The organism is Bradyrhizobium sp. UFLA01-814, assembly GCF_046718885.1.
GTDB lineage: Bacteria > Pseudomonadota > Alphaproteobacteria > Rhizobiales > Xanthobacteraceae > Bradyrhizobium > Bradyrhizobium elkanii.
In genome coordinates this window covers 1-12,521 of record NZ_JAQOSR010000213.1, presented here as the reverse complement: position 1 = coordinate 12,521, position 12,521 = coordinate 1, and the positions used below count along the sequence as shown (strand labels likewise).

The 12,521-nt window shown below is 65.1% G+C and carries 12 protein-coding genes; 3 read left to right on the top strand and 9 right to left on the bottom strand.

The features are described 5' to 3' along the window. The 4 genes from PMN64_RS38255 to PMN64_RS38240 all read right to left on the bottom strand — a co-directional run. The coding region (locus tag PMN64_RS38255) for an aminoacyl-tRNA deacylase (RefSeq protein ID WP_411784501.1) at positions 1-280 on the bottom strand (280 nt) is incomplete at its 3' end. 120 nt (positions 281-400) lie between these two features. Further along, a complete protein-coding gene (locus tag PMN64_RS38250; RefSeq protein ID WP_304497817.1) occupies positions 401-1,213 on the bottom strand; it encodes a pentapeptide repeat-containing protein in 813 nt (270 codons plus the stop codon). A 325-nt stretch (positions 1,214-1,538) separates the two neighbouring features. Then, positions 1,539-2,777 (bottom strand): CaiB/BaiF CoA transferase family protein, encoded by a 1,239-nt coding sequence (locus PMN64_RS38245; protein ID WP_411784500.1) that lies wholly within the window; start codon positions 2,775-2,777, stop codon positions 1,539-1,541. Next, positions 2,764-3,465: a haloacid dehalogenase type II gene (locus tag PMN64_RS38240; protein ID WP_411784499.1), complete on the bottom strand. Its 702-nt coding sequence runs from the start codon at positions 3,463-3,465 to the stop codon at positions 2,764-2,766. The genes PMN64_RS38245 and PMN64_RS38240 overlap by 14 nt, the downstream gene beginning before the upstream one ends. A 93-nt stretch (positions 3,466-3,558) precedes the next feature. On the opposite strand from PMN64_RS38240, the gene PMN64_RS38235 reads away from it, so the two are divergent. Next, the gene (locus PMN64_RS38235) at positions 3,559-4,461 is read left to right on the top strand and encodes a LysR family transcriptional regulator (RefSeq protein ID WP_411784498.1); all 903 of its coding nucleotides are present in this window, start codon (positions 3,559-3,561) and stop codon (positions 4,459-4,461) included. On the opposite strand, the gene PMN64_RS38230 is transcribed toward PMN64_RS38235, so the two are convergent. After that, positions 4,458-5,867 (bottom strand): MFS transporter, encoded by a 1,410-nt coding sequence (locus PMN64_RS38230; RefSeq protein ID WP_411784497.1) that lies wholly within the window; start codon positions 5,865-5,867, stop codon positions 4,458-4,460. The genes PMN64_RS38235 and PMN64_RS38230 overlap by 4 nt on opposite strands. Before the next feature lie 298 nt (positions 5,868-6,165). Here PMN64_RS38230 and PMN64_RS38225 point away from each other — a divergent pair, with 298 nt between their 5' ends. Beyond that, positions 6,166-7,335: a hypothetical protein gene (locus PMN64_RS38225; RefSeq protein ID WP_411784496.1), complete on the top strand. Its 1,170-nt coding sequence runs from the start codon at positions 6,166-6,168 to the stop codon at positions 7,333-7,335. Between the two features lie 115 nt (positions 7,336-7,450). On the opposite strand, the gene PMN64_RS38220 is transcribed toward PMN64_RS38225, so the two are convergent. From PMN64_RS38220 to bioB, 4 genes are all read right to left on the bottom strand, one after another. After that, on the bottom strand, positions 7,451-8,713 hold the full coding sequence (locus PMN64_RS38220) for an adenosylmethionine--8-amino-7-oxononanoate transaminase (RefSeq protein ID WP_304497823.1): 1,263 nt from the start codon (positions 8,711-8,713) through the stop codon (positions 7,451-7,453). Continuing rightward, complete coding sequence (bioD, locus tag PMN64_RS38215; protein WP_304497824.1) at positions 8,710-9,342, bottom strand: dethiobiotin synthase; 633 nt, start codon at positions 9,340-9,342, stop codon at positions 8,710-8,712. The genes PMN64_RS38220 and bioD overlap by 4 nt, the downstream gene beginning before the upstream one ends. Further along, entirely contained in the window at positions 9,339-10,493 is a 1,155-nt protein-coding gene (locus PMN64_RS38210) for an 8-amino-7-oxononanoate synthase (RefSeq protein ID WP_411784495.1), read from the bottom strand. The genes bioD and PMN64_RS38210 overlap by 4 nt, the downstream gene beginning before the upstream one ends. Before the next feature lie 65 nt (positions 10,494-10,558). Next, entirely contained in the window at positions 10,559-11,554 is a 996-nt protein-coding gene (bioB, locus tag PMN64_RS38205) for a biotin synthase BioB (protein WP_411784494.1), read from the bottom strand. Between the two features lie 124 nt (positions 11,555-11,678). On the opposite strand from bioB, the gene PMN64_RS38200 reads away from it, so the two are divergent. After that, entirely contained in the window at positions 11,679-12,317 is a 639-nt protein-coding gene (locus tag PMN64_RS38200) for a GntR family transcriptional regulator (protein ID WP_411784493.1), read from the top strand. Positions 12,318-12,521 lie beyond the last annotated feature (204 nt).

The following is a 12,521-nucleotide window of genomic DNA, read 5'->3' as shown; positions in this document are numbered from 1 at the left end:
AGTCCGTGAACAGCCGATCGATCTCGCTTTCGGCGGCCATAGCGATATCGTCACCGAATCTCGCCCTGAGATCCGCCAGCCTGAGGTGATGCGATGCCGGCAGCACGGCGAGCAGGTACCCGTCGTTGCGGCGCAGCACGATGGCCTTGGCCAAGCGATCGCCCGAGACGTGACAAGCCTGGGCGGTAAGGGCGGACGACATCGTCAGTACGTGCGGGATTTCGTCGTACTCGATGTTTTCTGCAGCGAGATAATTGTGCAGTTTGGGAGAAATGGTCATGGCGTCACCTCCGGTGCCACATGCAACCATCCACCGTGGTCCTGCCCGCCGCACGATGAGCGGCTGCGTGGTTCTCAAGACAGAACATAGGTCTTGTCGCAGGACACTGCAATTCGATCCCTAACGGGGGCGCCGCGCCAGGTTCAAGTTCCGGGCCTTGTCCAGATTGCGGGCCTCGGCCAGCGCGGCCGCGCCCGGCAAGAGGGCCGACGCAAGATCGGTCTCGGTGAAATCTGCGCCGGCGACATTGGCGTCGGACAGGTCGGCTCCCGCAAGGTCAGCTCTGTAGAGGCTGCAGTTCGCCAGATTGGCGTTCTGCAGTTGCGCGAATTCGAGATCGGCGCGCGAGAGATTGGCGCCGCTGAGATCCGCATTCCGCAGATCGGCGGATTTGAGCACGCCACGCATCAGGCCCATCGATTGGTTGCGCATGTCGGCGCTCAGATCGGCGCCCGCAAGCCTGGCCCCGATCAGGCTGGCGCCGGAAAGATCGGCGGTTATCCGGGCGCCGCTCAAATCGGCGCCGCCAAGCCTGGCGCGTTGCATCTGCGTGCCGAGCAGCGATGCCTTGACGAGGGACGCCCCCGTCAAGTCTGCGTCGATCAGCCAGGCCTGGTTCAAGGTGGCCCGATCGAAGCGGGCGCCTTTCAGATTGGCCCGGTTGAGCTTTACGAGATGAAGGTTGCCGCCGGTGAAGTCGAGGCCCGAGAGATCGAGGTGCGACAGTCGCTTTCCATCCAAATCCGCAGTGCGCCCGTCCCCTTGAGGGACCGACTTGAGGAGCGCGTCGACCTCGGCGCGCGTCATCTCCGACGTCGTCATTTCCGGACTGTTGAGGTCGACATTCCGCAGCATGTCCTGCGACACGGCGTCGGTCGGATCAAACAGCAGCGCCGCTATCGACACAAAGGTAAATGCGAGACGAAACGACATCGCCGTCTCTCCGCCGCTCAGTAACCCGGTATCGTCTCTTGCATTCTCCGGGTCGGCCGCGCCGACAGGTTAGCTGGCCGGCTCCGGCCTATGCCACAGTATGAAACCGGATATCGATCCTGGCAATGCCAGTGCCCCGTCCGAGGGAGCGCTGCCTCGCAAGGCAAAGTGTCAGATTGCGGTCCGATGCACGTCTCGTCCCGGTAGGCGATCTCAAGCCCGAAGAGACAGGAAGAACGATCCGGACGCCTGCCGCTCGTCACCGACGGCGCGACGCGGCATCTGCTCGGCGATAGCTCTCATGACGATGCCTGGATAACGATACTCACACGGGCGATCGCACGAACGTCCGTCCAAAGTCGCCGAACGCGGCCGCGTCGGCAAATCTCCCGAGCCGATCGTCGCTCCAGCCGAGCCATTCCGCAAACACTTCGCTCGTGTGTTCGCCGAGCATCGGCGGCGGCGTGGAAGGTGGCGGCGGGTCGTCGCCGAACCGCGTCGGCCTCGCGATGAACTTCACATCTCCCGCGGCCGGATGGCTGATGGTCTGGACCATTCCGCGCTGCGTGAGCTGCGGCGTTTCGCAGACCTCGCCGACCGACTTGATCGCGCCGCACGGAATGCCTGCCGCGCCGAGCGCCTGCAGCCAGTCGGCGCGGCTTCCCCGGGCAAAGATCGGCGAAAGGATCGCGACGAGCTCGTTGCGGCTCGCCGCGCGCTTCGGAGCGGTTACGAAGCGGACGTCCTCGCGCAGTTCCGAACGGCCGATGACGTCGCAGAAGGCCGCCCAGAACTTGTCGTTCGCGACCCCGACATTGATCCAGCCATCGCTGGTTTCGAACGGCTCGTACGGGCTGATGGTCGGATGGACATTGCCGCGGCGCCTCGGGCTTTCTCCCGTGGCGAAGTACATGCCGGCGTTGAACGTCAGGAGCGATGCCATGGCGTCGAGCATGGAGACGTCGACCCGGCCGCCCTCGCCGGTGCGGCTCTTCCGCATCAGGGCAGCCAGCACCGAATGCGACGCATAGAGGCCCGTGACGAGGTCGGCGATCGACGTGCCGACCTTGGTCGGCGGCCCATCCGGATCGCCGGTGATGTCCATCACGCCGGATTCGCCCTGCAGGATCAGATCGTAGCCGGGGCGCGCGGCGTCGGCGCCGGTGCGCCCGAACCCCGAGATGCTGCACAGGATGATGTCGCCCTTGCGGGCCCTCAGCGCGTCGAAGCCGAGCCCCCATTTGTCCAGGGTACCGGGACGGAAGTTCTCGATGACGACATCTGCGACGGATGCAAGATCGAGCACCGCGTCGCGCCCCGCCGGCGACTTCAGATCGATGGCGCAACTTCGCTTGTTGCGGTTCACCGACAGGAAATACGCACTCTCGCCGCCGATGAACGGCGGGCCGTAACGGCGGCTTTCGTCGCCTTGCCTGGGATCCTCGATCTTGACGATGTCGGCGCCGAGATCACCGAGCTGCATCGTGGCAAACGGACCGGAGACCACCCGGCAGAGGTCGAGGACCCTGATGCCCGACAGCGGCTCGCGATCAGACGATCGCATCGGCGAGGTCCTTCATCGACGGCACCAGGATATCGGGCTGGTGCGGCGTGATGCCGAACGGGCGGCTGCGCCGGTCGATGAAAGCCGTCCGCATGCCGGAGGACTTGGCGCCGATGCAGTCGAAGGCATGATTGGCCACGAACAGCACCTGCGCCGGCTTCACGCCCATGATCTCGGCCGCTTTCGTATAGGTCGCGACATGCGGCTTGAACGAATTGGCCTCAGTCACCGAGATCACGCGATCGAACGGGACCTTGTGGTACTGCTTCGCGGTCTCGAGCATGTCCGGATCGCCGTTCGAGAGCACGACGAGCTTATACTTGCGTTGCAGCTGCGCCAGTGCGTCCGGCACCTCCGGAAACGGCACCAGCTTCTCGATCTCGCCCACGAGGGTGCGCACATCGTCCATCGTGTAGTCGATCTTCGCGCGGTCCATGACGTGGGCAACCGCGCGGTGCCCGATCTCGCGATAGGGCGTGTGCTCGCGATGCAGCAGCGCATCGATCATCGAATTCTCGAAATGCGTGCGACGCCACCACGTGACGAAGGAATTCGGATCGCCCTTCCAGCCCTTCTTCTCGAGGAACGGCGCGGCGATCCTGGTCAGGCCGCCCTGCATGTCGACGACCGTGCCGTACTGGTCGAACATGCAGATCTTCACGTCGTGCTTGATCGTCTCAAAGCTCATTGATGCCTCCTTGGTCGGATCGATTGATACGCCCTGCATCATCATGGATGAAATGGATTTGTGATCTTTCGTCATTCACGATATGAATGATGGATGAACCTTCGATCCATCGACCTCAATCTGCTCGTCGCGCTGGACGCATTGTTGGCCGAGCGTCACGTCACCAAGGCGGCAGACCGCGTCGGCCTCAGTCAACCGGCGATGAGCAATGCGCTCAACCGATTGCGCGGGATGTTCAAGGACGAGCTTCTGGTGCGGACCACGACCGGGATGAAACCGACGCCCCGCGCCACCGAACTGGCGGAGCCGCTGCGCCAGGTCCTGCGCCAGGTCGAGCGCGTGATGGCGAGCGACGCCGGCTTCGATCCAAACCGGACGGAACGCACCTTCACGATCAGGATGTCGGACATTCTCGCGTGCCTGCTGCTGCCGCGACTGGCCGCAGCACGGCCGCAGGACGCACGGATCTCCTACAACACGATCCATCTGCCGCCTGCCCTGACGATCGATGCGCTGGAGCGGGACGAGATCGACGTCGCGGTGAGCATGGGGCTCGAACATTCCGCATCGATCCGTTCCGAGACGTTGCTGCGCGACCGCATGGTCTGCCTGATGCGACGCGGACACCAGATCAAGCGCGCACGGCTGACCTTCGAGCGCTTCATCGCGCAGGAGCACATGAAGGTCTCGATGAGCCCGACCGATCTTCGCTTCGTCGACGACGTGCTCGCTGAACGCGGCCATCGAAGACGCATCGCCCTGAACGTCCCGCATTGGCTGGTCGTGCCTCACGTCTTGAAGAAGACCGATCTGCTCGCGGTGATGCCGAGGCACCTCGCAACCGTGCTGATGGACGACGATCTGAGGATGGAGGAACTGCCGTTCGAGTCCGCGCCATTCGACTGGATGTTGTACTGGCACCGCAGATACGATCAGAGCAATGCCAATGGCTGGCTCCGCGACCGGATCAGGGCGGCCTGCTCCGACCTGAACTAGGCGCCGAGGTCCGCCGGCCTCCGCGCCATCGACGACCGCTCTCCCGCCTCGGCGTCCGTGACCGCCGACGCGTCCTCCAGAGATCGTCCCTTGGTCTCGAAACCGAACACGAGAAAGACCGCGGCCTGGAAGACGAGGATGCCGGCCAGGGTCGTCAGCACGCCGGTCAGCCCCTGCCAGGCGAAGATCGCGACCACGACGTACTGGACCAGCGCGGTCGCGATGCGTCCGGACGTGGCGCAGATCGCCGTGCCGCGAAGCCGATACCGCGTCGGAAACAGTTCGGGAACGTGCATCGCGAATCCGGTCGCCAGCATCACGTAGATCGCCGTGATCAGCAGGAAGCCCACGGCTGCGAGCGCAACACCATCCGGCATGTATGGATAGGCGATACCGAGCAGCGCTGCCGCAATCGACGAGCAGACGATCGACAGCCTGCGTCCGAGCCGGTCCGCCAGCACGAGCCCGATCAGCGATCCGACCGGACCGCCCAGCGCCATCACGGTGGTGTATCCCAGCGAGGAAACCACGCTATGGCCGCCCTTGACCATGAAGGTCGGCAGCCAGCCGATGAACCCGTAGAGGCTGAAGCCGACGACGATGTGCAACAGGCTGCCGAGCAGCGTGCGCGCGAGATACGGAGGCTGGAACAGACGCCAGACCGCGCCGGGAGACTCCTGCGCCGGCGCGCGGGCAGCGACGGCAGGAAGTACCGCCTTGCGCGCGGCCTCGGCTTCGATCGCCGACAGGATCTTCTCGGCTTCATCGGCACGTCCGTTGGCGGCGAGCCAGCGCGGCGATTCCGGCATCGACTTGCGCAGAAACCAGACGACCATCGCAAGGCAACCGACAAGGCCGAACATGTAGCGCCATCCAAGCGTCGGGATCACCCATAGACCGACCATGGAGGATACGAACAGCGAGAAATTGGTGATCACGGCCAGCAGCCCGATCCAGCGTCCACGCGAGGAAGCCGGCACGAATTCCGTCAAGGTCGCATAGCCGACCACGATCTCCGCGCCGAGGCCAATGCCGATGATGAAACGCAGGCCGATCAGGACGATCATGTTCGGCGCAAAGGCCGCGGCGATCGACGCGAGGCCAAAAATCGCGAGGTTCATCTGGTAGGAGAAGCGGCGACCGAACCGATCGCCGAGGATGCCGGAGCACCACGCGCCGATCGTCATCCCGACGAAGGTCGCGGAGACGAACGCGGCGTTGAGTTCGAGCGTCGACCAGCCTTCCTTGAGCACGGCGCCCAGCACGCCGCCGGCCAGATAGATATCAAACGCATCGAGGAACATGCCGGCGCCGATCAGGGCCAGGATGCGCCAGTGGAATCCGCAGATCGGCAGCCTGTCGAGGCGCGCGCCCGCGTTGATGTCGATGTCGGCGGATCGCGCCATGCCAAACCTCCCTGCCCGGCCTTTGGCAGCCGGATGCTCCGGGTACCGATTGATGACGCGCAGGGGGTCGTCGTCCAATTCAAATCGAAAATTCGACTATTTGGCGCAGTGATGAAGCTGACGCGACCGCACCGTCGCGTTCCATCCTGACACCGAGCTGACTTGCATTCGCCGTCGTTAACGATCCCGCCGTCGCGCGATCTCGAAATCACGGTGTCAGCACAAACATTCACAACGGGTTCATGTCGCCGCCACTATTCGACTCCAACGCTGGGGGAAGAAGATTGGAGTATGTGCCATGCGCCGCATCGCCGGACTGCCTTTCGCCTTGGCTCTCAGCCTCTGCTGTCTCTCACCGCCCGCGCCAGCACGCGCGCAGCTTGCCATCGGCATCACCGTCAATGCGGCGCCGCCGCCATTGCCGGTCTATGTCCAGCCGCCGATCCCCGCGCCCGGCTACATCTGGACTCCGGGCTATTGGGCATGGAACGACGACACCGGTTACTACTGGGTGCCCGGCACATGGGTGCGTCCGCCGGCGCCTGAATTGCTGTGGACACCCGGCTATTGGGGCTGGAGCGACGGCGCCTACGCCTTCCACGCCGGATATTGGGGCGCGACCGTCGGCTTCTACGGCGGCATCTCTTATGGCTTCGGCTACACCGGCGTCGGCTATGAGGGCGGCTACTGGCGCGGCGGCAGCTTCTTCTACAACAGCTCCGTCAACAACATCTCGAACGTCTCGGTCACCAACGTCTACAACAAGACCGTCGTCAACAACACGACCAACGTCAGCTACAACGGCGGCACCGGCGGGACCGCGGTAAAGCCGACGCCGCAGCAGCTTGCTGCCCAGGGCGAGCACCACGTGGCTGCGACCGGCGAGCAGACGCGACACGCGGAAGCAGCGATGAAGAATCCGGCGCTGACGCTCGCCAACAACCATGGTCATCCGGCGGTCGCCGCGACCGCGCACGCAGCACGGTTCAGCGGTGCCGGCGTGATCGCCGCGCACCCAGGCAAGCCGATTGCGGCGCCGCCGCCCCGACATGCGCAGCCCACGGCCGAGCACGCCTTGCCAACGGGACATGCTCTCCCGACGGGGAGTGCTCCGCCGCCAGGACACGCCCTGCTGACAGCAAATGCTTCGCCGGCCGGACACGCTCTACCGACCGGGAACGCTTTGCCGCCGGCACACGCCCCGCCGACTGCGCATGCTTTGCCCGGCGCAGGCGCACATCCTGCACCGGCGCCGCACGCCGCTCCGCCGGCGTCAAGACCGCAGCTCGCGCAGCATGCACCGCCGCAGGCACGCGCGGCTGCGCATCCGCCGGCACCGCGCGTCGCGCAAGCGGTTGTGCATCGGCCCGCGCCGCCGCAGGTGTCGCGACCGGCGCCGCGGCCTCATCCGGCACCACGGCCACATCCCGCTGCGAGGCCGCATCCGGCGCCACAACAACACTCATGATCGAGTTCATCGGCGTGCCTGCAAGGGCACGCCGATGTCGTATGACACCCCATCGCAGGCACAACGACTCGCGATGCATTCATCAATCCTGGACTATCGGGCGCCAAGCGCGTCCTCAAGCCAGTTCGTCGGCCGCACACCTGATCCCGTCGTAGATCTCCTCGAGATCCGCGTCCGTGACGCAGTAGGGCGGCATGACGTAGATCGTGTTGCCGAGCGGCCGCAACAGCAGATCGCGCCGTTCAAAGAAGGCCTGAAGTTTTGGGCCGATGCCGGCGAGATAGCCCGCATCGACTGCCTTCAGATCAAGCGCGGTGATGGTCCCGGTGCGACGGACGTTCTCGAAGCGCGCGTCGGCGCGGAACGGTGCGATCAGGCGCTCCTGCATCGCAGCCACCGCGGCGACGCGCGCGCCCGCGCCGTGTTGCCAGAGTTCGAGGTTTGCTTTTGCGGCGGCGCAGGCGATCGGGTTCGCCGTGTAGGAACTGGAATGGAAGAAGGTGCGGGAACGATCGCTGGAATAATGCGCGTCGTAGATCTCTGCCCGGCAGAGCGTCACCGCGAGCGGCAGCGAACCGCCGGTGAGGCCTTTTGAATAGCAGGCGATATCCGGCGTGATGTCAACCTGCTCGCACGCGAACAATGTGCCGGTGCGGCCCCAGCCGGTCATCACCTCGTCGGCGATGAACAGCACATCGTGGGTTTCGCAGATCCGCTTCATCTCCTTCAGCACCCAGGGCGGATACATCAGCATCCCGCCGGCGCCCAGGATCAGCGGCTCGACAATGAACGCGGCCGCGGTTTCCGCGTTGCACGCGGCCTCGAGCGCATCGAGCGTTGTCTGTTCATAACCGGGCGCAGGAAACGGGATCGACGCGACGTCGAACAGCAGCGGCTCGTAAGCCTTGTTGAAGACGCCGCGCGCGCCGACCGACATCGTCCCGATCGTGTCGCCATGGTAGGAATGCTCCATCACGATGATGCGGGTGCGCGTCGCGCCGATATTGTGCCAGTAGCCAAGCGCCATCTTCAGCGCCACCTCCACGCTGGTCGAGCCAGAGTCGGAAAAGAACACGTAATCGAGCCCATCAGGCGCCAGCTTCAGGAGTTGCGCGGCGACCTGTTCGGCCGGATCGTGAGTATGGCCCGCGAAGATGATCTGGTTGAGCTGCTCCGCCTGGTCCTGGATCGCGCGCACGATGTGCGGATGGCAGTGGCCATGGGTCACGACCCACCAGGATGCGATCGCATCGATGATGCGGCGATCATCCGCGGTGTAGAGATAGGCTCCCTCGCCACGCACGATCCTCGTCATCTCGCCGTGCAGCGCGTGCTGGGTGAACGGGTGCCAGATCGGCGACTTCCGAGCGGATGTCATGGATTGAAATCTTCCCGCCGGAACGACGCCTTGAACGCTGCCTGCAGCGTGTCTGCCGCAAGCGGAGCAAGCCAGGGCAACCGGCCCAGCCGGCGCACCTGCCCGATCTCGCAAATCGCGCGCTCGCTCTCGGGATTGCTCTCGCCGATGAATGCGATCCCGAGAATGTGGATCCCGCGCTTGCGCAATGCCTCGACCGACAATAGCGAGTGATTGATGGTGCCGAGCGCGGTGCGGGCGCAGAGCACGACCGGAAGGCGCCATCGCGCGAAGACGTCGATATAGAGCGTGCCGCCGTCGAGCGGCACCATCAGCCCGCCGGCGCCCTCGATCACCAGCGGCCGGTCCCCGACATCGGGCACGCCGAGCGCGGCAGGATCGATGCGCACGCCGTCGAGTGCGGCGGACTGATGCGGCGAAGCCGGCGTTCGAAGCCGGTATCGCTCCGGCACGATGCGATCGGCCGGGAGCCCGCCAAGTCGCGCGACCAGCTGCGCATCGGTTTCCTCCTCGATGCCGGCCTGAACCGGCTTCCAGTAGCGCGCGCCGAGGAAACCGGCGAGGCCTGCGGAGAACACCGTCTTCCCGATCCCGGTATCGGTGCCGGTCACCACGATCCGGCTCGTCATCGCGACCAGCCCTTCGTCTCCTCGACCAGCGCATCGAGCAGCGCGCGCACGTCGCTCTCATCGACATTGAGGGTCAGCGCAATTCGCAACCGCGCGGTGCCCGCCGGCACGGTCGGCGGCCTGATGCCTCTGATATCGAAGCCGCGCGCCTGCAGCGCAGACGCCAGCCGCATCGCGCGCGCATTGTCGCCGACGATATAGGGCACGATCTGCGAGCGCGACGGGCTGCGCCAACCGCGCAGGTCGAGCTCGCGATGCGTGAACGCGACCAGTTTTGCCAGGCGCTGCTGATGCTCGGGCTCCTGCTGCAGGATCAGCAGCGCCTCACGCACGGCAACGGCCACAAGCGGCGACGGCGCGGTGGCGAAGATGAACGGGCGGCAGCGATTGACCATGAAGTCGCGCAGCACCGTCGAGGCCGTGACCAGCGCGCCGGCGGCGCCCAGCGCCTTGCCGCAGGTATGAACGATCACGAGGTTCTCGCGCCCCTCATAGGTCGCCGTCAGCCCGCGCCCCTGCTCGCCATAGACGCCGGTGCCGTGCGCCTCGTCCACCATCAGGAACGCGTCGTGCCGGTCCGCGATGGCGACGAGGTCGTCGAGCGGCGCGACGTCGCCATCCATGCTGTAGACGCTTTCGACCACGATCCAGACCCGGCCCGTGCCACCCTCGGCGCGCCAGCCGCGAATGGTGGCTTCGACCGACCCGGGATCATTGTGCGCGCTGATCCGGAATTCGGCCCGGCCGGCCCGCGCGCCCTCATGGATGCTGGCGTGCACGAGAGAATCGAGCACCAGGAGGTCGCCGCGTTGCGGCAGCGTCGTCAGCACGGCGAAATTGGCGACGTAGCCGCCACCGAAGAACAATGCGGTCTCGGCTTTGAAGAACGCGGCGGCTTCGGCCTCCAGCCGTTCGTGCTCCTCGCAATTGCCGCGCAGCAGCCGCGACCCACCGGCGCCGATCGGCGTGCCGGCCTCGAGCGCGGCCGAGACGGCCTGCTTGATGCGCGGCGCGCTCGCGAGCGCCAGATAGTCGTTCGAGACGAAATCGGTGCCCGCGCGCGGCTTGAGACCGCGCAGCCGATCGTCCTTGCTCAGGGCGTGCAAGGCCGCGGCGTAATCAGCGACCTTGGCCGCATGGATTGCGCTCATGCTTCTCTCTCAGATTTGTCGTTGGTCGCGCGGCTAATCCCGCCGCACGCGTGCCGGAGGTACGCTCAGGCGAGGGCGGAGTTGATGCCGAGCCGGTCCAGCAGATTGGCGTCGCGATCGCGCTGCGGGTTCCTGGTGGTCAGCAGCACATCGCCGATGAAGATCGAATTCGCGCCGGCAAGGAAGCACATCGCCTGCAGCTCGTCGGTCATGTATTGCCGTCCGGCCGACAGCCGCACCACGCTCTTCGGCATCATGATCCGCGCGGTGGCGACCAGACGCACCAGCGCGATCGGATCGGGCCGTTCTGCGGTGTCGTTGACCGGCACGCCCTTGACCTCGTTCCACAGATTGATCGGCACGCTCTCCGGATGGCTGGGGAGATTGGCAAGCAGCATCAGCATGCCGAGCCGATCATCGACCTGTTCACCCATGCCGATAATGCCGCCGCAGCAGACCTTGATGCCGGCGTCGCGCACATGCGCGAGCGTATCGATGCGGTCCTGCAGGGTGCGGGTGGTGATGATCTTGTCGTAGAACTCGGGCGAGGTGTCGACGTTGTGGTTGTAGAAATCGAGCCCGGCGTCGGAGAGACGCTCGGCCTGCTTTGGCGTCAGCATGCCGAGCGTGACGCAGGTTTCCATGCCGAGGCCCTTCACCGCGCTGACCATGTCGCAGACCTGATCGAGATCGCGGTCCTTCGGGCTGCGCCAGGCCGCGGCCATGCAGAAGCGGGTTGCGCCGGCGTCCTTGGCGCGCTGCGCGACCGCGACCACTTCGTCCCGAGGCATCAGGCGGGTGGCTTTCAGGCCGGTGTCGTAATGCGCGCTCTGCGAGCAGTAGCCGCAGTCTTCCGGGCAGCCGCCGGTCTTGATGCTGAGCAGGCTCGCGGTTTCGACGTGGTTCGGATTGAAGTTGGCGCGATGCACGCCTTGCGCCTGAAACATCAGGTCCGCGAACGGCAGGTTATAGAGTGCTTCAGCCTCGGCACGCTCCCAGGTCTTGCGGGGCGCTGCGCTGGTGCGGCTGTCGGTCCGTTCGATCTCCACGACATCAACCATAGAGCTTGCCTTCTCGTTTGCTATGGATCATAGATACTATGACATATTATCTATGATATTTGGACTTAGAACGATGCTAGCCGAGCCCGGACGAACGCGCACCCGTTTTTACGATAGATAATCTATGGCGAACGAAGGTGAGAACACGACCACCGCGGGGCGCATCGCCGAGGCGATCGGCGAGCGCATCATCAGCGGCGAGTTGCTGCCGGACGCGGCGCTGCGGCAGGACCATGTCGCGCGCGAATTCCACTCGAGCCACGTCCCGGTGCGCGAGGCCTTCAGGCAATTGGAGGCGCAGCACCTCGTCGTTGCGGTGCCCCGTCGCGGGGTGCGGGTCGCGCCGCTCGATACCAGATCGGTGAAGGAGATCGCCGAGATGCGCGCCGCGCTCGAAGTGGTCGCGTTGCGCAATGCCGCCCCCAGGCTCACATCGGCCCATCTGGCACGGATCGAACTCGCCATGATCGAAGGCGACAATGCCGAGACGGTGCAGGATTTCGAGATGGCCAATCGCGCCTTTCATCACGCGCTGGTGGCGCCGTGCGCGATGCCGCGACTGCTTGCCAGCCTCGACGGCCTGCAGCTTGCGAATTCGCGACTGGTGTTCGCGATGGCACGCAATGCCGGCTGGCGGCCGCGGCCGAGCCAGGATCACCGCGTGATCCTGCAGGCGCTACGCGCGCGCAACATCGAACAGGCCTGCAGCCTGCTGGCGCGGCATATTCAAACCATCGAACGGCTTGCCCTGCCGACGGCGTGATCGGACTTCGCAGGCAGCCGTATCCACTCACGTCGCATTTGCGCGAGCGCGACGGAGTCAGGTTGAATCGATGATGCCGCAGACTGCCTGCACCTCTCCCGCTTGCGGGGGAGGTCGCATCGCATTGAAAATGCGATGCGGGTGGGGCTCTTTCCACAATGTGACCTGTCTCTTATACACATCTGACGCTGCCGACGACCATGG